This window comes from Dactylosporangium sp. CA-052675, assembly GCF_050947935.1.
In the GTDB taxonomy this organism is placed as follows: Bacteria; Actinomycetota; Actinomycetes; order Mycobacteriales; family Micromonosporaceae; genus Dactylosporangium.
In genome coordinates this window covers 8,337,455-8,357,966 of record NZ_CP192010.1, presented here as the reverse complement: position 1 = coordinate 8,357,966, position 20,512 = coordinate 8,337,455, and the positions used below count along the sequence as shown (strand labels likewise).

17 protein-coding genes and 1 pseudogene are annotated in these 20,512 nt (G+C 73.3%); 8 read left to right on the top strand and 10 right to left on the bottom strand.

Features of this window, described 5'->3' with window-relative positions:
• Positions 1-19: 19 nt before the first annotated feature.
• Positions 20-1,399, top strand: coding sequence for a DUF6745 domain-containing protein (locus tag ACQP1P_RS37070; RefSeq protein ID WP_433078332.1), 1,380 nt, complete (start codon positions 20-22; stop codon positions 1,397-1,399).
• Between the two features lie 48 nt (positions 1,400-1,447).
• Here the strand turns inward: ACQP1P_RS37070 and ACQP1P_RS37065 are convergent, their stop codons facing one another.
• A complete protein-coding gene (locus ACQP1P_RS37065; RefSeq protein WP_433078330.1) occupies positions 1,448-3,367 on the bottom strand; it encodes a CocE/NonD family hydrolase in 1,920 nt (639 codons plus the stop codon).
• 433 nt (positions 3,368-3,800) lie between these two features.
• Entirely contained in the window at positions 3,801-4,898 is a 1,098-nt protein-coding gene (locus tag ACQP1P_RS37060) for a DNA glycosylase AlkZ-like family protein (RefSeq protein WP_433078328.1), read from the bottom strand.
• A 42-nt stretch (positions 4,899-4,940) separates the two neighbouring features.
• Between ACQP1P_RS37060 and ACQP1P_RS37055 the strand changes: the two genes are divergently transcribed.
• On the top strand, positions 4,941-5,123 hold the full coding sequence (locus tag ACQP1P_RS37055; RefSeq protein WP_433078326.1) for a hypothetical protein: 183 nt from the start codon (positions 4,941-4,943) through the stop codon (positions 5,121-5,123).
• Positions 5,124-5,201: 78 nt separating this feature from the next.
• Here the strand turns inward: ACQP1P_RS37055 and ACQP1P_RS37050 are convergent, their stop codons facing one another.
• Positions 5,202-5,405 carry a hypothetical protein gene (locus tag ACQP1P_RS37050; protein WP_433078324.1) on the bottom strand — a complete coding sequence of 68 codons (204 nt, stop codon included), beginning with the start codon at positions 5,403-5,405 and terminating at the stop codon, positions 5,202-5,204.
• An 86-nt stretch (positions 5,406-5,491) separates the two neighbouring features.
• On the opposite strand from ACQP1P_RS37050, the gene ACQP1P_RS37045 reads away from it, so the two are divergent.
• A complete protein-coding gene (locus ACQP1P_RS37045; RefSeq protein ID WP_433078322.1) occupies positions 5,492-6,352 on the top strand; it encodes an MHYT domain-containing protein in 861 nt (286 codons plus the stop codon).
• Between the two features lie 10 nt (positions 6,353-6,362).
• Here the strand turns inward: ACQP1P_RS37045 and ACQP1P_RS37040 are convergent, their stop codons facing one another.
• Positions 6,363-7,403: a LolA family protein gene (locus ACQP1P_RS37040; RefSeq protein ID WP_433078320.1), complete on the bottom strand. Its 1,041-nt coding sequence runs from the start codon at positions 7,401-7,403 to the stop codon at positions 6,363-6,365.
• A gap of 176 nt (positions 7,404-7,579) precedes the next feature.
• Here ACQP1P_RS37040 and ACQP1P_RS37035 point away from each other — a divergent pair, with 176 nt between their 5' ends.
• Positions 7,580-8,236 (top strand): response regulator transcription factor, encoded by a 657-nt coding sequence (locus ACQP1P_RS37035; protein WP_433078318.1) that lies wholly within the window; start codon positions 7,580-7,582, stop codon positions 8,234-8,236.
• Positions 8,233-9,582 (top strand): ATP-binding protein, encoded by a 1,350-nt coding sequence (locus ACQP1P_RS37030; protein WP_433078316.1) that lies wholly within the window; start codon positions 8,233-8,235, stop codon positions 9,580-9,582. Before ACQP1P_RS37035 ends, ACQP1P_RS37030 begins: the two co-directional genes overlap by 4 nt.
• Before the next feature lie 185 nt (positions 9,583-9,767).
• Here ACQP1P_RS37030 and ACQP1P_RS37025 read toward each other — a convergent pair whose 3' ends face one another.
• Positions 9,768-10,322: a cysteine hydrolase family protein gene (locus ACQP1P_RS37025; protein ID WP_433090268.1), complete on the bottom strand. Its 555-nt coding sequence runs from the start codon at positions 10,320-10,322 to the stop codon at positions 9,768-9,770.
• A gap of 60 nt (positions 10,323-10,382) precedes the next feature.
• Here ACQP1P_RS37025 and ACQP1P_RS37020 point away from each other — a divergent pair, with 60 nt between their 5' ends.
• The 3 genes from ACQP1P_RS37020 (at position 10,383) to ACQP1P_RS37010 (ending at position 14,158) form a co-directional block, all read left to right on the top strand.
• Positions 10,383-11,429 carry a MerR family transcriptional regulator gene (locus tag ACQP1P_RS37020; RefSeq protein ID WP_433078314.1) on the top strand — a complete coding sequence of 349 codons (1,047 nt, stop codon included), beginning with the start codon at positions 10,383-10,385 and terminating at the stop codon, positions 11,427-11,429.
• A complete protein-coding gene (locus ACQP1P_RS37015; RefSeq protein WP_433078312.1) occupies positions 11,426-13,837 on the top strand; it encodes a VIT domain-containing protein in 2,412 nt (803 codons plus the stop codon). The genes ACQP1P_RS37020 and ACQP1P_RS37015 overlap by 4 nt, the downstream gene beginning before the upstream one ends.
• Before the next feature lie 159 nt (positions 13,838-13,996).
• Positions 13,997-14,158 carry a hypothetical protein gene (locus tag ACQP1P_RS37010; protein WP_433078310.1) on the top strand — a complete coding sequence of 54 codons (162 nt, stop codon included), beginning with the start codon at positions 13,997-13,999 and terminating at the stop codon, positions 14,156-14,158.
• A gap of 420 nt (positions 14,159-14,578) precedes the next feature.
• Here the strand turns inward: ACQP1P_RS37010 and ACQP1P_RS37005 are convergent, their stop codons facing one another.
• From ACQP1P_RS37005 to ACQP1P_RS36985, 5 genes and pseudogenes are all read right to left on the bottom strand, one after another.
• On the bottom strand, positions 14,579-15,052 hold the full coding sequence (locus ACQP1P_RS37005) for an HIT family protein (RefSeq protein WP_433090266.1): 474 nt from the start codon (positions 15,050-15,052) through the stop codon (positions 14,579-14,581).
• 260 nt (positions 15,053-15,312) lie between these two features.
• Positions 15,313-17,313: pseudogene (thrS, locus tag ACQP1P_RS37000) on the bottom strand (threonine--tRNA ligase); the annotation flags it as partial.
• A 159-nt stretch (positions 17,314-17,472) separates the two neighbouring features.
• Entirely contained in the window at positions 17,473-18,054 is a 582-nt protein-coding gene (locus tag ACQP1P_RS36995; RefSeq protein WP_433078308.1) for a phosphoesterase PA-phosphatase, read from the bottom strand.
• Between the two features lie 129 nt (positions 18,055-18,183).
• Positions 18,184-19,350, bottom strand: coding sequence for a cytochrome P450 (locus ACQP1P_RS36990; protein WP_433090264.1), 1,167 nt, complete (start codon positions 19,348-19,350; stop codon positions 18,184-18,186).
• A gap of 76 nt (positions 19,351-19,426) precedes the next feature.
• Positions 19,427-20,461 carry a DUF695 domain-containing protein gene (locus ACQP1P_RS36985; protein WP_433078306.1) on the bottom strand — a complete coding sequence of 345 codons (1,035 nt, stop codon included), beginning with the start codon at positions 20,459-20,461 and terminating at the stop codon, positions 19,427-19,429.
• Positions 20,462-20,512: the final 51 nt, after the last annotated feature.

Here is a 20,512-nt window from a genome sequence, read left to right as displayed (position 1 = left end):
ACCGTTGGATGGCCGACCGATGAGCTCGACCCTGACCACCGCCGAGTCCCGGGCCGCCGCGCTCGGCGCCGTCTCCGCCAAATGGCTGGCCGCGGGCCTGTCCACCCAGCCGGCCGACCGCCCGGCCGCCGAGGAGGCCGTCCGCCTGGCCTACCGCTCGGCCGGGCTCCCGGCGCCCCGCCACATCGTCTGGTTCGCCTCACCGCTGGCCGGCGCGCGGGCCGCGGCCCTGCTGACCGGCCGCCGGGGCCTGCCCGGCACCCCGGCCGACCCCGCGGACAACGCCGTCGAGGCCGAGCTGCGCGCCCAGGGCTGCCCGCCCGTCCACGGCTCGGCCGGCACCTCGGTGCGGGCCGCCATCCGCACCAACCCCTGGGCCGCCGCCCGGGCCGAGGCCCACGACCTGCTGGGCCCCGACGGCTGGGCGGGCCTGTGGTCGGCCTGCGGCGCCGACGTCTGGCGCCTGATCAACGACCGCATCGCGACCCCGCTGCGCACCCACCTGCGCGGCGAGCTGCCGGTCCACGCGCGGGCGGTGCTGCTCGACGCGGTCGGCGGCCAGCACGACGCCGGCTGGCTGGCCGCGTTCGACGCCTCGGCCGCCCCTGCCGTCCCGGCTGTGCCCGCCCCTGCCGTCCCGGCTGTGCCCGCCCGTGCCGTCCCGGCTGTGCCCGCTCAGGCCTCCACCGCGGGAGAGCCCGTGTTCAGCGCCGGCCCGGTCGGCGCGGCGGCCTGGGCCGCGGCTCGCGCGGCAACCCCCGAGCCGCCCGGGGAGCCCGTCTTCAGCGCCGGCCCCGTCGGCGCCGTCTGGGCCACGACGGGCACGGGCACCGGCGAGGCCGCCCTCCACACCGTCCAGCGCCTCGCCGGCCTGGCCGGGGTGGCCCGCTCGGCCGGCTGGTGGTGGCCCTACGCGAACGTCGCCATCCTGACGGACCGCCCGGACGCCGTGCACCGCGACAACGTCGGCCGCCTCCACGCCGCCGACGCCCCCGCCCTGCACTACACCGACGGCTACGCCCTGCACGCCTGGCGCGGCATGCCCATCCCGTCCGAGCTGGTCGACCGCCTGGGCCGGCTGACCTACCGCCAGATCGCCGGCGAACGCAACGCCGAGCTGCGCCGCGTGATGCTGGAGCACTTCGGCTACGAGCGCTACCTGCGCGAGGCCGGCGCCCATCGCGTGTCGCAGGACGAGACCGGCACCCTGTGGCGCCTCAACTTCAGCGACGACGAGCCCCTGGTCATGGTCGAGGTCGTGAACAGCACCCCGGAGCCGGACGGCACGAGCCGCGTCTACTGGCTGCGCGTGCCCCCGACGACCAGAACCGCCCGCGAGGGCGTCGCGTGGACCTTCGGCCTGACCGAGGCCGAATACAGGCCCCTGATCCAGACCTGACGCCCCGCTCCTGCCCGCCGGGGCCGAGGGCTTCCCTCCGCCTTCGGGTCAGCGGGCGCGGGGGAGCGTGACGTATGACGGGGAGAGCACCTCCTGGCGCACCTTGCGCAGCTCGAGCTCGTGCCCGAACGGCGCCCCGGTGCCCGGGTTGCGGCTGAACCGAGGATGGGCCCCGCCGCTGACCTGGATGCGGATGCGGCGGCCGGCGGCGAACCGGTGCGCCGTCGGCCACAGCTCCACGTGGACCGGCGCGCCCGGGTCCCGGCCGGCCGCCGCCCGCGCCAGCCCGTCGCAGATGTTCCAGGAGCGGCCCTGCTCGTCGACCTCGCAGAGCCGGACGAACACGTCGAAGTAGGGCGCCGGCACGTCGCCGTCACGCTCCGCCGTCGTCGCGCGCACCATGATGTCGGCCGAGACCGGCCCGACCACGTCGAGCGGCTCGACCAGCGGCGCGGACGTGAACGTGAGCACATCGGCCCGCGCCTCGAGCGGCCGGTTGTCCCGCCGCCCGGCGATCTTGCCGACGAGCCGCGGCCCGCCGAGCGCCGGCGTGGGGTCCTTCGGGTCGTACACGAACGAGTCGAGCACGTCGCCCGACGGCCCGCGCCCGGCCCTGCCCTCGGGCGCCGCCGTCGGGGTCGGCCAGCCGTGATCGTCCTCGGCCCCGGACCCGGCCTCGATCCCGCCCTCGATCCCGCCTTCGGTCTCGGTCTCGGTCGCGAGCGAGGCGGTCGGCGTCGGCCAGCCCAGGTCGTCCGCGATCTCCGTGCCGTTGCGGCCCCCGTCGCCGGGCTCGATCGGGGGCTCGGCGGCCGCGGCGGCGACCGGGGTCGGCCACCCGAGCTCGTCCGGGTCGAGCCGCTCGGGGCCGCCGGCCGGGAGCGCGCCGGGGTGCTCGGGCGCGAGGGTGGCGGACGTGTGGAGGTACCAGCGCTGCGGCGTGCTCGCCGGCGGCGGCCAGTCCGCGAGCTCGAGCCAGCCGTCGGCCCCGCCCACGTGCACGCGCACCGGGCGGTCGCGGATCTGCTCGGGGCCGCCCGTGTGCGCGCGGAACCAGGCGACGGCCTCGGCGGCGGACTGCTGGAAGAGGCCCGCGCTGCCGTGGTGCCAGGGGCCGACGGTGAGGTGCGGCTGCTGCCCGGCCGCGCGCAGCACCGTGTAGTCGGCGAGCTGCCAGGGCAGGAAGATGTCGTGCCAGCCGCCGATCATGAGCACCGGCGCGGTGACCCGCGGGAGCCGGTGCGTGTGGCCGCGCTGCGTCCAGTACGGCGCGGCCGGGTCGGCCTCGGCCAGCCACCGCTGGAAGAACTCGATCTCGGCCCCGACGGTCACCCGGTCGGCCTCGGCCATCGGCACCCGTGCGAGCCCGCGCTGCAGGCGGGGCTGGCCGCGCAGGAGCTCGACCGCGTTCTCCAGCCGCGGCCCCCGCTGGGCCTCGAGCAGCGCCGACCAGGTCAGCACCGTGTCCAGCGAGAACGCCCCACCGGCATAGGTCGGCGGCCCGAAGTCCGAGGCGGTCACGATGGTCGCCATCGCCTTGAGCTCGTCGCCGGCCTCGGCCGCCAGGGCCCACTGCACGAACCCGACGTAGCTCGGCCCGTAGGTGAGCAGCCGCCCGTCGTACCACGGCTGCAGCCGCAGCCAGTCCAGCGTGTCGAGGCCGTCCTCGCGCTCCTGCAGCAGCGGCTCGAATCGGCCGCTGGAGTCCGCCGTCCCCCGGCACGACTGGATGAGCACGTTGAACCCGCGCTGCGCCACGGCCCGGCAGAGCACGCTCACCGGCGCCCCGCGACCGTACGGCGTGCGCACCAGCACCGTGGGCACCTCGGCGTCGATCGCGGGCGCGTAGAGATCGGCGCGCAGGTTGGCCCCGTCGCGCATCCGGACCGGCAGGGCCCGCGTCACCCGGACGCGCCCGGTCACGGCGGGCGGCAACTTGAGCAGACGACCAACCGGATCCAGCCTCATGCGTCCCGAGCGTAGCGTCCGCCCCACGCCGCGCCGGTAGGCCGCCCGCCGCCGTCGATGCGCGGCTCGGGATCGGGCCGTTCGCCGGCAGCCCAGCCCTCGTCCGCGGGGCGCTTTCGTTCGCCGGCCGTGCGACGCGCCCGCTTCGGCACCGTCTCACGCGTCCGTCCCACGCCCCACCGGTAGGCCGCCCGCCGCCGTCGATGCGCGGCTCGGGCTCGGGCCGTTCGCCGGCGGCCCAGCCCTCGTCCGCGGGGCGCTTTCGTTCGCCGGCCGTGCGACGCGCCCGCTTCGGCACCGTCTCACGCGTCGGCCGGGAATCCGCGAACGCGCGCGAAGTCAGCCGAGGCCGGCCCCCGCGTCCGGTGCGATGCGCGCAAGGCGCAAGAGAGGCCGCCTCCGCCGCGGAGCGCCCGACGTTCAATGCGTAGGGCTACAGGTCAACGTCCGCCCCGCCGAGGCCCCGGGCCGCGGCCAGCGCCTCCGCCTCGTGCCGCACCGCTGCGCGAGCCGCGGCCGGCAGCGGCACCCAGGGCGTGACCGTCACGTCGAGCCGCTTGCGAGCCACCCGGGCGCGCCAGGTTCCGGCCAGGTCGGCGTCGAGGAGCAGTACGCCCGGATTGCCCAGGACGCGCCAGACCTCCTTGGCCTGCGTCCTGTCCGGCACCAGCACGGCCCGGTCGCGCGCCTGCAGGAACGGGTCCGAGGGCGGCAGGAGCCGGACGCCGCGCACCGCCGGCGCGCCGAGCAGCGCCTCCAGGTTCTCCGGCGGCAGCCACGCCCTGCGGCCCTCGACGGAGACAGCGGCGAGATCCGCCGGCCAGACCGGCTTGAGCGCGGCGACGCTCGTCCCGAGGTACCTGGCCACGTCCCCGGCGGTCGCCGGGCCGAGTATGCGCAGGTACGCGCGCACGAAGCCGGCCGTGCCCGACGCCGCCTCCGGCCGGGCCGGGCGCGGGTCGAGCGGGGCGAGCACCGTCTTGGCGGCGTCCTCCTCGAGCCGGACCCCGCCGCCGAGGCCCGCCTGCTGGAACAGGCCGCCCGAGATGTGCCGGGCGCCGCAGGGCCCGCAGTCGAACGTGAGCTCCTTCGGCACGAGGTCGGTGACCGCGCGGCTCACGTCGCCCTTGGCGGTCGGAGCCCGTACGACCTCCCGGAACGCCGCCGCCGTCACCCGGAACGCCTCGATGCCCAGCTCGAACGTGGCCTTCGGCAGGTGACCGGTCGCGAACCGGGCCGCCGCGTCGGCGTCGGAGAGCGGCCAGAGCGCCGCGGCGAGGGCGGGCAGGTCGGCCGGGCGGTGCAGGTGCGGGGCGCCGCGGGTGGTCCAGGCGAGGGTCAGGTCGCCGGCGAGCGGGTCCGTGCAGCGCGCGGCGAGCGCCTGCCGGGCCGTGCCCGCGGGCACGTTCGGCACGCCGAGGTCGAGCACCCCGAGCCCGCCCGGACCGCCGCCGAGGCGTTCATGCAGGCCGTTCGTCATCGTTCGGTACCGCATGACCCGCGCCCGGTCGACCGCCGGCGAACTGCTCATGGCCCCATTGTCACCGGCGGCCGCGCGGCGCACGATTGTCACATGCCGGACGAGCGCTTCACGGACGCCGAGATGAGCTTCCTGCGGCACGCGCGCTTCGGGGAACTGCCCGCGCCCGTGCGGCCCGAGGACCTGGTCGAGCTCGAGGAGACCGACCCGCCGCGGGCGTGGCCCGACCTCGGCCCGAGCCGGGAGCAGCAGGACGTCCATCGGGCCGGGGCGTAGGGCTCGAAGGCGTAGGGTTCGGAGGCGTAGGGCCTTGAGGCGTAGGGCTTTGAGGCGTGCGTCCAGAAGGCGTAGGGCTCAGAGCCGGTGGTGCGATCCGTCGGGGTCAGGCATCTCCGGGTTGCCGGGCACGTCCGGCGGGGTCGTCGCGGCCGACGGCGGCGTGGCGTCGGGCGACACCCACTCCGACTCGCGCTCCTCGGCCAGGGTTTCGTCGGTCTCGCCCTGCGTGGCGCGCCCGGCGGCGCCGGAGCCCACGAGCGAGTGGTCGGATTCGGTCATACCCATCGGCTACCCGTGCCACGAACGGGCAAACCGCGCACATCCTGTCCGACCGGCCGTACGGCCCGCCTGGCTCAATCGACCGGGTGACCCCGGTTGAGCAATTCGCGTACGGCTGGATCACGCCGGCGCTCGCCCTCGCGATGTCGATGCTGGGCTGCCTGCTCGGCACGTTCCTGACCAGCCGATCCCGGGCCTCCACCGGCGGCCGCCGGGCCCGCTGGCTGACCCTGTCGGCGCTGGCGATCGGCGGTACGGGCAGCTGGGTGCCCCATTTCATGGCGATGCTCGGCGTCGATGTGCCGGGCACTGACGTGCGGTACGACATCCCGATCACGCTCCTCGGGTTGGGCATCGCGGTCGTCGTCTACTGCCTCGGGCTCTACATCGCCGGCTGGGGCCGTCCGAGCGCCTGGAAGGTGCTGCCGGCCGGGGTGCTGACGGGCATCGGGCTGACCGCGGTGTACGCGACCGGGCCGATGTCCATGCGCATCGCCGGGATCATCGCGTACGACGCGCCGACGCTGCTCATCGCCGCCGTCGCCGCCATGGTCGGGGCGAGCGTGACGCTCTGGTGCGCGAGCGTCGTGCGGGGTACGACGGCCATGTTCTGCGCCTCGGTGATCATGGCGCTCGCCGCGTGCAGCACCCACTACATGGTCATGGCCGCGCTGCGGGTGCGGCCCGCGCCCGGCGGCGCCGAGGTCGCGGGCGTCACGCTGTTCACGCTCCTGGCGCCCGTGTGCGTCGCGGCCGCCCTGGTGCTGGCCGGTCTCGCGTACAGCACCGTCGGCTTCACCGTCCGCCAGGACACCGCGCGCGAGGAGGCGCTGCTGCGCCGGGCCCGCGACATGTACTCGGTCGCGACCCTCCAGCGCGCGGCCGAGCACCGGCGCCGGCAACGCGAAGGGGACCGCGGCCGGGCCGCGGTCCCCTCGCATCGCTGAACGCCGAGGGCTACTGCAGCGCGGCGGCCGGGTCGGCGGCCACCTGGGCCAGCCGCTCCGGCGTGACCGAGCCGATGAGCACCCGGCCGTCGTCGGTGAACAGCACACTCACCAGCTTGCTGTTGAACGTGCGGCCACCGTTGCCGGCGGGCAGCTGGGCGATGGCGTCCTGCGCCTTCTTCTGCTCGTCGGCGGAAGCGCCCTTGGTCCCGTCGGAGGACCGCAGCACCAGCACGGACGCCCAGCCGGTACCGATGACCGCGGTCTTCGGCTTGGCCCCGGCGTTGTCGTGCTGCTGCTTCTGCTGCTCGGCCTGCGCCGCCTTCTCGTCCGGGTTCGCCTCGGTGACCTTGGTCCCCGCGGGCGGGCTGAACGTGAATTCGGCGTCGTCCGGGCGGGCGAAGTTCACCGAGGTGAACGCCACCTCGAACGCCGGGTTGGCCGTGCCCCGGGGCAGGACCTGCACCCGCAGCGGCAGCTTCTTCTCGGCGTCGATCGCCAGGCGAACCTCCCCGACCAGCGACGACGTGTCGCGGGGCCGGAGCACCAGCTCGTAGGCGTTACGGCCGGCGATCTTCGCCGACGTGCCCGTGGAGACCTGCGTGGTCGGGTCGATCGCCTTGAGCGCCAGGTCGGCGGCCTCCTGCGGCGACTTCGGCAGGTCGGTCGGCGACGGCTGCGCGCCCTGCTCGCCCTTCCCCGGCTGCCCGGTGAAGTGCTGCGCCTCCTTGGCCTGCGAGTCCCAGACCCAGGTGTCGTTGCCGTTGTGGACGATGTCGCTCTGCCCCTGCGTGCCGAGCAGTGAGACGCGGGCCTTGTCGGGGCCCGAGTACCACACGCGCAGGGTGTGCTTGCCGGAGACGAGCGACGTGAGCTTGGCGCTCTGGTCACCCGTCAGGAGCGGGATCGCCGGCAGTCCGAGGTCGGCGCGCTCGACCACCGTGCCGGACAGTCCGTCCAGCGTGGCCGTTTGCAGATCGACGAGCAGCTGCGCAGCGGTGCGCGGCGGCAGGTCGGGCTCGGCGGCGACGGCGAGGGTCTTCGCGGCCACGCCCGCACCGACCACAGCGACCGCAGCTGCCGCGGGCACCGCCCACCGAAGGACGGGTCGTGACGTGAAAGTGGACATTGGTTGCACCTCCTGCCAACCATGGTGCGGTGACACGGCTGTGACATCGCTGAGACCGTCTGTGCCGGGCCACAGGCGAGCATGCCACGCTGTACCGCGTGCGGCTGCTGGTGGTAGAGGACGAGATGCGCATGGCCAACGCGCTGCAGCGTGGCCTGCAGGCGGAGGGTTTCGCCGTCGACGTGGCCGGCGACGGCCCGAACGGGCTCGAGATGGCCCGCCACGGCGGGTACGACGCGGTGATCCTGGACATCATGCTGCCCGGTTTGTCCGGGTACCGCGTGGTGCAGACCCTGCGCGCCGAGAAGAACTGGGTGCCGGTGCTCATGCTCTCGGCCAAGGACGGCGAGTACGACCAGGCCGACGGGCTCGACTGCGGCGCCGACGACTACCTCACGAAGCCGTTCTCGTACGTCGTGCTCGTGGCCCGGCTGCGCGCCCTGCTGCGCCGCGGCGCGCCCGAGCGGCCGAGCGTGCTCACCGTCGGGGAGCTGACCCTCGACCCCGCCCGGCGCCGTGTGACCAGCGAGGGGGAGGAGATCGTGCTCACGGCGCGGGAGTACGCGCTGCTGGAGTACCTCATGCGCCGGCCCGGCCAGGTGGTGTCGAAGACGGAGCTGCTCGACCACGTGTGGGACGCCAGCGTCGACACCGCGCCCAACGCCGTCGAGGTCTACGTGGGCTACCTGCGGCGCAAGCTCGGCCGCGACCTCCTCGAGACCGTCCGCGGCGCCGGCTACCGGCTGCGCACATGAGGTGGTGGGCGTCACTCTCGCTGCGCGGCCGGCTCGTCCTGCTCGGCACGACGGGTCTCGTGGTCGGCCTGAGCATCGCCGGGGCGGCGATGGCGTTCGCGATGACGTACAGCTTCCGGGGCTCCCTCGACCGCTCCGCGGACTCCACGGTCGCCGAGATTTCCTCGCTGCTCGACGAGGGCGGCAAGCTGCCCGAAACCCTGCCGGCCCCCGCCAACCAGGTCGTGCAGATCATCGCCCCGGACCGGACCAGCGTGCTGGCCGGCGATCGAAGTGCCGATCTCCTGGTACCGATCCTGCGCGGACCGGAGATCGACCGCGCCCTGCACGGCCAACGCGTCGAGGTGCCCGGCGACCGCGCCGTCCAGCCCGACATGCTCCGGGTCACGGCCCACCGAGCCGCCGACGGCCGGATCATCCTCGTCGCCGTCCCGCTCGCGGACTACCACCGCAGCCTCGAACTGCTGCGCAACGCCCTCTGGGTCACCTACCCCGTGCTCATAGCCGTCCTCGTCGCCATCGCCTGGCGCGTGGTCGGTGCCGCCCTCTCCCCGGTGGACCGCCTCCGCCTCGGCGCCGAGCGCATCACGGGCGCCGCGACCGACGAGCGCCTGCCCGTACCACCCTCCAGCGACGAGATCCAGCGCCTGGCGATCACCCTGAACCACATGCTCGACCGGCTCGCCGTCTCCCGCGCCCGCCAGCGCTCGTTCATCGCCGACGCGGCCCACGAGCTGCGCAGCCCCTTGGCCTCGATCCGCATCCAGATCGAGGTGGCCCAGAAGCTCGGCGACTGGGCCGCCGTCTCCGACGACGTGATCGCCGACCTGGACCGCCTGACCCGCCTGGTGGACGACCTGCTCCTGCTGGCGCGCGCCGACGCCTCGGACCACCGCCGGGTCGCCGTCGAGCCGGTCGAGCTGCGCACCCTGCTCACCACGCTCGCGAAGCGGTACGACACTGTCACCGTCACACCCGGCGAGTCCCTCTGGACCGAGGGCGACCCGGACGCGCTGCACCGCATCGTCCTGAACCTCGTGGACAACGCCGTACGCCACGCCCGCTCACGCGTAACCCTGGCCGTCGTCCCCGAGGGCACCTCGGAGGTCCTCGTTACCGTCACCGACGACGGCGAGGGCATTCCCGCCCCACTACGCGAGCGCGTCTTCGACCGCTTCGCCCGCCTGGACGACGGCCGCGCGCGGGACGCCGGCGGTAGCGGCCTGGGCCTGGCCATCGTTCGCGAGCTGACCCGCCGCCACGGCGGCACGGCACGTCTGGTGGATGCCCGCCCGGGCATCCGCGCCGAGATCCGCCTCCCTCGCCTGCCGGACAGCACCATGTAACCGGCGCACTCGCTGCCCTTGCTGTCCTGTCTCGCCCTTCTCCCACTGACACCGCTTGCCCCGCTGCCCGCCGCCGTGCCTCACCCCTCTGCGCTTCTGGCGACGGCGACACATGATCACCCACACCCGTCCAGCGGCTGCACTCGCGAATGCAGCTCGCCCAGGTTCCGACGCCGCTCCTCCGGTCAGTCGAAGGTGACCTCCTTGGTCGCCACGATCCCGCCGCGTCGGCCCGGGGCGTGCTCATCCGCCCAGTACAGGTTGGTGTGGGCGATGACCTGCTCCGGTGCCGGCGCACCCCACTCCGTCAGGTCCTCCGTCGTGTGCGCATCTTCGACCAGCGTCGCGTCATAGCCGCGGACCAGCGCCCCGTGAAGCGTGGCGCGGATGCACATGTCGGTCTGCGCCCCGGTGACCACCAGCCGTCCGACGCCCAGTTCGGCCAGCCGCTGTTCCAGGTCCGTGCTCTCGAACGAGTCGGAGTATCGCTTGTGCACCAGCGGCTCTGATTCCCGCGGATCGAGCTCGGGCACGATCTGCCAGTCCTCGGTATCGCGAAGGAGGTGCTCGTCGTCGGAGTGCTGCACCCAGACGACGGGCACACTCTCGGTCCGAGCTTTGTCGAGCAGGGTGTTGATGTTGGCGATGACGCCGTTCCGGTTGTGCGCGCGGCTGACGCTGCCGTTCTGGACATCGACGATGAGCAGTGCGGTGTGCGGCCGGCCGGTCAATGTCGTCATGCCAAGCAATCTAAACCTGCACCTTGACACTGTCAAGGTGACAGTGTCAGTATTGCTGTCATGACCGCACAGGAGTGGACGCTCGAAGAACTGATCGGCAAGGTTGCCGACCAGCTCGACGACACCGCCTACGCGGGCGCGCCGAACGGCAGGGTGCGGGACGTGCCCGATGCCCGCGCCGTCCGGTGGTACACCACGATTGGCCTCGTCGATCGGCCCGTCATGCGCGGGCGGACAGCGTGGTACGGACCTCGGCACCTGGCCCAACTGGTGGCGATCAAGCGGCGGCAGTCGCAGGGTTTCAAGATCGCCGAGATTCAGGCGGAACTTGCCGAGGTGCCGGATGAGGTGCTCCAGCGCATCGCGGAACTGACCGACACCACGACCAACGCCAAGTCCACGGTGGCGCCGCGCCGATTCTGGGTCCAGCGGCCGGCCGAGTATGTGGCACAGGAGCCGGACCCCGAGAAGGGGAACGGGTCCGAACGAGCGCGACGAAAGCCTGCGGATGCTGTGCGACGGAGTCAAGGCCGGCCCGAGTCGGGAGGCGTGCGCCCCGCACTGGACCAGATGCGCCCCGGAGGGTTCGGGCGCGTGCGGCCGGAGATTGAACGAGCGCGGCCGGAGGCCGGATCGAGCGGGCCGGAGTTCGAGCACATCGGGCCGGATCCGGCACCGATCGAGCCCGCGCTGTCGGAGGCCGGGACGGTCCGGCCCGAGTCTGCGCACGCCATAGCGAGTCCGAGCCCGGTCGACCGAACGTTGTCCGAGTCGGCGATCGGCGACCATACGCCAGCGGGCGAGCATGCGCCGGCGGGCGGCCGTGCGTCAGCGGGGGCGCATGTGCCAGCTGGCGACCGTTCGTCAGCGGGGGCGCATGTGCCGGCTGGGTGGGTAGTGCCCGACCGGCGATCGGCGCCGGTCGGAACGGGGCTGCTCAGCGGGGTGCCGTTGGGCGGGGGAGCGGTACTGCTGCTGAACGCGACACCGACCGAGGACGACCTCGAAGCCATCCGGGGCGCGGCCCGCGAGCTCATGGATCTGCTCGCGACCCGGGGACTGGTCACAGCGGACGAGACGACGATGAGGAGAGGGAACGCCACATGAGACTCGCGACGATGACCGAGGACGAGGCGCGCACGGCCGCCGCGCCCGCGGACGAGGCCGGGCTGGGTGCGCTGCGCACCGAGCGCGGCAACCTCCCGCTCGACCGGCTCGAGGTGCGGGCCGCGATCACCGGCTTGGTCGCCCGCACCGATCTCACGCAGGAATTCGTCAACGTCCACCGGGAGCCGCTCGAAGCGACGTACATCTTCCCGCTGCCCGATCGCGCCGCCGTGGTCAGCATGGCGATGATCGCGGACGGCCGGACGATCGAGGCCGATTTGCAGGAGCGCGGTGCGGCCCGCGAGGCCTACGACAACGCCATCGCCGCCGGGCAGCGCGCCTCGATCGCCGAGGAGGAGCGGCCCGATGTGTTCACCATGCGGGTCGGCAACATCCTGCCCGGTGAGCGGGTCAGCGTGCAGCTCTCCCTGATCGGGCCGCTCGCGTTCGAAGACGGCGAGGCGACGTTCCGCTTCCCGCTCGTGGTCGCGCCGCGGTACATCCCCGGGGCGCCGCTCGACGGTGACAGTGTCGGCGACGGGTACGCGCTGGACACCGACGCGGTCCCCGACGCCTCGCGAATCAGCCCACCGGTGCTGCTACCCGGCTTCCCCAATCCGCTGCGGTTGTCGATCGACGTCGACATCGATCCGGCGGGCCTGCCGCTCGGCGACGTGAGATCCAGCCTGCACGCGGTCGAGGAGGCGGAGAACAAGGTTTCGGTACACCCTGGCGAACGGGCCGACCGCGATTTCGTGCTCCGCCTGGCGTATGGGGCCGGCGCACAGAGCCTCGCGCTGGCACCCGATGCCGACGGCGAGGAAGGTACCTACCGACTGACGGTGCTGCCACCCGAGGCCGATGCGCCGCCGCGCCCGCGGGATGTGGTGCTGCTGCTGGACCGGTCGGGCAGCATGGGCGGCTGGAAGATGGTGGCGGCCCGACGCGCCGCGGCCCGGATCGTCGACACGCTCGGCGCTCAGGACCGCTTCGCCGTGCTGGCCTTCGACGACCGGATCGAGACGCCGGAGTCGCTGGGGGCGGGGCTTGCGGGCGGTACCGATCGGAATCGCTATCGCGCCGTGGAACACCTGGCGCGCGTCGACGCCCGCGGCGGCACGGAGCTGCTGGAACCGCTGCTCGAGGGTTTGCGCCTGCTCGGCTCCGACGGCGCTCGCGACCGGGTGCTGGTCCTGGTCACCGACGGGCAGGTTGGCAATGAGGAGCAGATCCTGCGGACGGTGTCGTCGTCGGTGCACGGTGTGCGCATCCACACCGTCGGCATCGACCAGGCCGTCAACGCCGGCTTCCTCGGCCGCCTCGCCATTGCCGGTGGGGGCCGCTGCGAGCTGGTCGAGAGTGAGGATCGGCTCGACGAGGCGATGGACAGCATTCACCGGCGCATCGGGGCTCCGGTCGTCAGCGGCGTGACGGTCGCCGCCGAGGGGCTGACCCTGCTCGACGACACCCGCACCCCGGCCCGGTTGGCGGATGTGTTCCCGGGGGTGCCGTATGTGGTGAGTGGGCGCTATCGCGGCCCGGTCGCGGGTGCTCTGACGGTCCGCGGCACCACCCGCGACGGCAGCCCGTGGTCGGCCACGGTCCCGGCGGAGCGGCACGACTCCACGGCGCTGACGGCGGTCTGGGCGCGGTCGCTGCTGCGGGATCTCGAGGACCAGTACGTCACCGGTGCCCCGCTGGAGCAGCGCATCACCGCAACGTCGCTGCGCTTCGGGGTCCTGTGCCGCTTCACGGCCTTCGTGGCGGTGGACAGCCGGGTCGTCACCGAGGGCAGCGAGCCGCGGAAGGTCACGCAGCCAGTGGAGAGCCCCGCGGGGTGGGAGATGCCGCGCGCGGTGCCGCCTCCGCCGCTTCGGCCGACGCTGGCGTCGATGCCGGTCGGGTACGCCGCGGCCGCGGGAGCGGGATCGGCATCGTTCGCGGCTCCGGCCTCGGCGGCGCCCCGGTACTCGGCGGCACCGGCACCGATGGCCCCGGCCCGGATGGCCCCGCCGGCTCCGGGTGGGGGCGGTCCCGTCCAGCGCAAGGCGGCACCTCAGCGCGGCTACGGCCGGCGCATGGTCCTGCCGGACATGGACAAGGAGGACGACGGCTTCGCCGGCGGCGGCATGGACGTGCGCACCCTGGCAGCCCAGGAGGCGGCGCGGTTGCGGGAGGCGGAGGGGCGGCCGGAGTACGAGCGGCGGGAGCTGCTCGAGGACCTTGGATCGCGCCTGGCCGCGCTGGCCCTCCCCGAGCTCCGCGCGTTGGCCGACGCACTGACCGCACAGGCCATCGCGACCCGGCCCCTGGCGGAGCTCTGGGGGTTCGTCCTGGGCGAGTTGGACCGCGTCGCCGGAGGGGGCGGGAACGCTGAGCCGCAGCGCAAGGCGTTCTGGAAGCGGTGAGTGCGTAAGGCGATCTGGAAGCGGTGAGTTGGTCGGTCGCCGCGCCATCGCGGAGGGGCGGTGGCGCGGCGGTCTGGCCGAGGTTAGGCCGCGTTCCGGTACGGCGACCGAGGGAGTGCCGCGCGGCATGAATGTGCAGCGCGGCGTGAACATGGCTCCGTGGGCGTGCCGCACGGTGTCGACTTGCCGCGCGGCGTGAAGGTGGCTCGCGCGGGCCTGTCGCGCGGCGTGGACGTGCCGCGCGGCGTGAAGGTGCCGCGCCGCGCCAACATGGCTCGCGTGGACGTGCCGCGCGGCGTGGATGTGGGGCTCGCGGCGTGAATGTGGCCCATCGTGCTGTGTCGGTCGGCCTTGGTTGCACCGGCTGGCTCGTTGGCGCTGGTTGGTTGGCGGCGCACCGGCGACGACCGTTGGCATGCCGGTGAGTTGGTGGTCGGGGTGGGCTGCCGGGGCGGATAAGTCCTGGCCGGGCGGGCCGGTCGTTTGGGGTCGGCTGCTTGGTGTGGTGCCTCGACAAACGCACAGTTCGGCCGCTTGGTGTGACAAGCGCAGTTCGGCTGCTTGGTGTGCCTCGACAAGCGCAGTTCGGCTGCTTGGTGTGCCTCGACAAGCGCAGTTCCGCTGCTTGGCGCGCCTCGACAAGCGCAGTTCGGCTGCTTGGTGTGCCTTAACAAGCGCGCAGTTCGGGTGCAAACGCAAAAGTCCGGGCAACCGTCGTTGCCCGGACTTTGGTGTGCGGGGTCAGGTGGCCGGCCAGACCTCGGCGAACAGCTTGCGCGTGTCGGTCAGGAGTTGCGGCAGAACCTTCGTGCGGCCCACCACCGGCATGAAGTTCGTGTCGCCGCCCCACCTCGGGACGATGTGTTGGTGCAAGTGGGCGGCTATCCCGGCGCCCGCTACGGCGCCCTGGTTCATGCCTAGGTTGAAGCCGTGGGCGCCGCTCACCCGGCGGACCACTCGCATCGCCGACTGGGTGAACGATGCCACCTCGGCGGTTTCGGCTTCGGTCAGGTCGGTGTAGTCGGCCACGTGCCGGTACGGGACGACCATGAGGTGGCCGGGGTTGTACGGGTAGAGGTTCAGGATCGCGTACACGACCTCGCCGCGCGCTACGACCAGGCTTTCGTCCGGCCGCAGGCCGGGGGCCCGGCAGAACGGGCACCCGGCCGGCTCGTCGTGGTCGTCGGCTCGATCCTCGCCCTTGATGTACGCCATCCGATGTGGCGTCCACAAGCGCTCCAGCTCGTCCGGCTCACCCGGGTTCGTCACTCGGGCGACCCGGAAACTGAGGATGCCGAATCAGAGCCCGACGAGGCCGAGGACGAAGGCGCCGAGCCGGAGCCTGACGCGGCAGAGCCCGACGAAGACGAAGGCGCGGAGCCGGAGCCCGACGGAGCCGAGGAAGAAGACGCCGAGCCGGAGCCCGACGGGGCCGACGACGAAGGCGCCGAAGCGGAGTCGGCATCCGAGGCAGCGGCAGCGGACGGGCCGGCGTTGGTGCGCGAGCGGACCACGTCCACGACATGGGCCACGGCCTCGGCCAGCGGCACGCCGTTGCGCTGCGAGCCGTCGCGGTAGCGGAAGCTCACCGTCCCGCCCGTGACGTCGTCGTCGCCGGCGATGGCCATGAACGGGATCTTCTGCTGCTGCGCGTTGCGGATCTTCTTCTGCATGCGCTCGTCGGAGTGGTCGACCTCGACGCGGATGCCCTCCTTGCGCAGCATGTCGGCGAAGTCGAAGAGGTAGTCGGCGTGGTCGGAGCGGATCGGGATGCCGACCACCTGCACCGGGGCGAGCCAGGCCGGGAAGGCGCCGGCGTAGTGCTCGGTGAGGACGCCGAAGAAGCGCTCGATCGAGCCGAAGAGCGCGCGGTGGATCATGACGGGCTGCTGGCGGGTGCCGTCCGACGCCTGGTACTCCAGGCCGAAGCGCTTCGGCTGGTTGAAGTCCACCTGGATGGTCGACAGCTGCCAGGTCCGGCCGATCGCGTCCTTGGCCTGGACGGAGATCTTGGGGCCGTAGAAGGCGGCGCCGCCCGGGTCCGGGACGAGCTCCAGGCCGGACGCCTCGGCCGCGGCGCGGAGGGCCTCGGTGGCCTCCTCCCAGTCCGCGTCCTCGCCGATGAACTTGGGGGAGTCGTCGCGGGTCGACAGTTCGAGGTAGAAGTCCGGCAGGCCGTAGTCGCGCAGCAGGTCCAGGACGAACTGCAGCAGGGAGGTCAGCTCGCCCGCCATCTGCTCCTTGGTGCAATAGATGTGCGAGTCGTCCTGCGTCATGGCGCGCACGCGGGTGAGGCCGTGCACCACGCCCGACTTCTCGTAGCGGTACACGCTGCCGAACTCGAAGAGCCGCAGGGGCAGCTCGCGGTAGGAGCGGCCGCGGGCCCGGAAGATCAGGTTGTGCATCGGGCAGTTCATGGCCTTGAGGTAGTACTCCGCGCCCTCCATCTCCATGGGCGGGAACATGGTGTCGGCGTAGTACGGCAGGTGGCCCGAGGTCTGGAACAGGTTCGACTTGCTGATGTGCGGGGTGTTCACGAACTCGTAGCCGGCCTCCTGGTGGCGCTGGCGCGAGTACTGCTCCATCTCCCGCCGGATGATCCCGCCCTTGGGGTGGAACACGGCGAGGCCGGAGCCGAGCTCGTCCGGGAAGCTGAACAGGTCCAGGTCGGCCCCGAGCTTGCGGTGGTCGCGCCGGGCGGCCTCCTCGAGCAGCTTCTGGTAGTCCTTCAGCGCGTCGCGCGTCGGCCACGCCGTGCCGTAGATGCGCTGCAGCTGCGGGTTCTTCTCGGAGCCGCGCCAGTAGGCGGCCGCGCTGCGCATGAGCTTGAACGCGGGGATGAAGCGGGTCGAGGGCAGGTGCGGGCCCCGGCACAGGTCGGACCAGCAGACCTTCTCCGACTGCGGGTCGAGGTTGTCGTAGATGGTCAGCTCGCCGCCGCCGACCTCCATCACCTCGGAGGTGTCGATAGCCTGGCCATTGTCCGACTTGACGTCGACGAGCTCCAGCTTGAACGGCTCGTCGGCGAGCTCGGCCTTGGCCTGCTCGACCGAGTCGAAGCGCCGCCGGCGGAAGCGCTGGCCGGCCTTGATGATCTCCTGCATGCGCTTCTCGAGCCTGGCGAGGTCCTCGGGGTGGAACGGCTTGGCGACCATGAAGTCGTAGTAGAAGCCGTTCTCGATCGGCGGGCCGATGCCGAGCTTGGCCTCCGGGAACACGTCCTGCACGGCCTGGGCGAGCACGTGCGCGGTCGAGTGGCGCAGCACGTTGAGCCCGTCGGGGCTGGACATGTCGACGGCGTCGACCTCGGTGTCGGCGGCCGGCGTCCAGTCGAGGTCGCGCAGCCGGTCGCCCTCGCGGACCACGACGATCGCCTTCGGGCCGCTGGTCGGCAGCCCGGCCGCGGCGACCGCGGCGGCCGCCGTCGTGCCCGCCGGGACCACGATGCGCGGTGGGGCTTCGGTATTCGAGCGCACTGCGGACACGGGCTGCTCCCAAGCATCAAGAGGTCGGTTTGCCCTCCGATGCTATCGAGGACGTCACCGGAGGGCCGCGAACACCCCACCGGCGACGGGGGCGCCCGTCACGGTGCCGACCGTGAGAGGTCGGTTTGCGCTCCGATGCTATCGAGGACGTCACCGGAGGGCCGCGAACACCCCACCGGCGACGAGGGCGCCCACCACGGTGCCGACCGCGACCTGCGCCGCCGTGTGGTCCTTGAGGGCCACGCGGGACCAGCCCACGGCGCCGACGAGCGGGGCGGTGACGAGCATGATCCAGCCGTACACCATGCAGAGGATGACCACCGACCCCGCCGCCACCGCCGCGTGGATCGACATCTTCCACCAGTGGTTGACCAGCGCGGCGACGACCAGCCCGACCCCGCCGGCCCCGACCGCGGCGAGCAGTTCGCGGTGCGCCCCGGCGAGCACCAGCACCACGATCCCGGCCAGCACCGACCCCATCCCGACCAGCAGCGGGACGAGCCGCTGCCGCCGGTCGCCGATGTGGTGATCGGTGATCCGCCCGCTGCGCACGCCGCGCAGGATGTAGAGGAACGGCAGCACGCTCTCGAACAGCGCCGCGGCGGCCCCGAGCGCCAGCCCGCGCGCGAGGCCCGGCTCCGAGTGCACGCCGAGCAGCACGAGCAGCACCGACACGAGCACCGCGGGCGCGAACGCCTCCGTCAGGATCCGGGCGGCCCGCTGCTTGATCACGCCAGGCACCCTACCGGCGCCCGGCCCGGGCGAGTTGCCCCGGCGCCGAGAGGAAATTGCGGTAAAAGTCCGAAGTGTTACCTTTTGCGGGACATGGGGCCAACGCCGTCGCCGCGCCTCGACGCGGCGCTATGCACCAACTGAGACCGGCATCGCGGTGAAGCCCTTGAGGCTCAGGCTGTCGCGCCGCCGCGGCTCCCCGGCCGGCGCGATGCCCGGGAAGCGCGCGGCGATCGCCGGGAAGGCCACCTGCGCCTCGAGCCGGGCCAGCGGCGCGCCGAGACAGTAGTGGATGCCGCCGCCGAACGACAGCGGCGCGTTGTCGGCCCGGTCCAGCCGCAGCTCGTCCGGGGCCTCGAAGCGCTGCGGGTCGCGGTTGCCGGCGCCGAGGTACGCCACCACCCGCTCCCCCTCCTCGACCGTGCGCCCGGCCAGCTCGACCGGCGCGGTCACGACCCGGCTGGCGATCTGCACCGGGCTGTCGAAGCGCAGCAGCTCCTCCACGGCCGCCTCGGGCGCGGCGGCGGCCGCGGCCAGCCGCCCGGGCCGGTCCAGCAGCGCCGCGAGCCCGTTGGCCAGCAGGTTGGTCGTCGTCTCGAACCCGGCCGCGAAGAGCAGCGCGGCGTTGCTGAGCACCTCGTCGTCGGTGAGCCGGTCGTCGGCGGCCTGGGCCTGGGCGAGCGCGCTGAGCAGGTCGTCGCGCGGGTCCCGGCGCCGCTGCGCGAGCAGCCCGGCGAGGTACTCCCGCAGCCGCGCCGCGGCCGGGTCGGCCTTCGCGAGCACCTCGGGCGTGAGCACCTCCAGCACCCGGGTCCAGTCGCCGACCAGCTCCCGCAGCGGCGCCCGGTCCGCGGCCGGCACCCCGAGCAGCTCGCCGATGACGGCGACCGGCAGCGGGTAGGCGAACTCGGCGACGAAGTCCACTGGCCCCCCGCCGGCCCGGGCCGACATCGCGTCGAGCAGCTCGCCGACCAGGCGCTCGATCGCGGGCCGCAGCGCCGCCACCCGCCGGGCGGTGAACGCCGAGCTGACCAGGCGCCGCAGCCGGGTGTGGTCCGGCGGGTTGAGCGTGAGCATGCTCGTGAACAGCTGCATGAGCGCCGGCCGCTCGCGCCAGTCCGGGAAGCCGGCGAAGGCCAGCATGTCCGGCGGCATGTGGGCGAGCCGGCCGTCGCGGACCACGGTCTGGCAGTCGCCGTATCCGGTCACGACCAGGGCCCCGTCCTCGGCCCGCACGATCGGGGAGATCTCGCGGAGCCGGGCGTAGCGCGGGTAGGGATCCGCGCGCCCCGTCATGGTGGTCAGCTCGTCCAGCAGCCGCAGCACCTCGTCGTTGCACACGATGTCCGCCACGGGTCCCACCCTAGCGGGCTCAGCGAAAGCGGCCGATGCGCTCCAGCGACGGGTCGAAGTGCCGCTCGACCCGGGCCCGGCCGTCCTTCCACCACCCGGCCGCCTCGGCCAGGTCGTCGGCGGCGGGGGAGTCCGCGTCGACGTAGTAGTGCAGCGTCCGCGCCCCGTCGCTGGTCTCGTGGGCGAGCAGGACGCCGTCGGCGCCGGCCGCGGTCGTCAGCGCGCTGTCCTCGAAGTCCCGCAGCGCCGCCAGCGACTCGGCCTCGGGCAGGCCGGCCTCGGTGCGGTGCCGGTAGGGCAGCGTGATCGCCACGTGCGTGTCGAACCGGGGCCAGCGGACCGGGCGCAGCGGCCGCTGGACCGCGGCGATGACCGGGGCGCCGCCGGGCGTGTCGCCGCGCAGCAGCACCCACTGCGGGGTGCGGAACTCCTCCCGCAGCGCCGCCACGGCCGCGGCGAGCTCGCGCGGGTCGGCGGCGCCGTCGGGCTCCGTGGTCTCCCAGGTGATGTCCCCGATCCACTCCTCGACGCCGTCCTCGCCGAGCAGCCAGTCCAGGGTCAGGAACGTGACCCGGCCGCGGAACTCGTCGCCGAGCATCCGGAAGCCGGGGTGGAAGGCGATCACGTCGATCTCGGGGGAGTGCTCGTCGCGCCGGAACGCGAACCGCAGCTGGGTCAGGTCCAGCTGCACGCCCTCGCCGAGGCCGATCGTCTGCTCCAGCACGTGCGGATCGGGCTGCCGGGCGGTGTGATACTCCCAGGTCGCGTCGGCCTCGGGAGCCAGGGCGCCCCAGCGGGCGGCCACCGGGCGCAGGTCCGCGGCGCCGGCGGCCGACACGACGAGGGCGTGTCTGGCATCGGTACCGCGGCAGAACTCCCACGCCAGCTCGGGATGGATCGCCGCGACCCGGCGGGACATCTGCGGGGTGAGCGTGGCCCAGTTCCCGGAGCCGATCGCGGCCTCGACGTCGGCCCGCACGGTCGGCCACCACGTCCAGAAGTCCACGATCGCGCCGGGGTCGCCCGCCTTCCGCTTCGACCGCCCGAAGATCACGGCTCACCCTAACGGTGATCCCGCCGCGACGGGATCACCGTGGGTGAAATT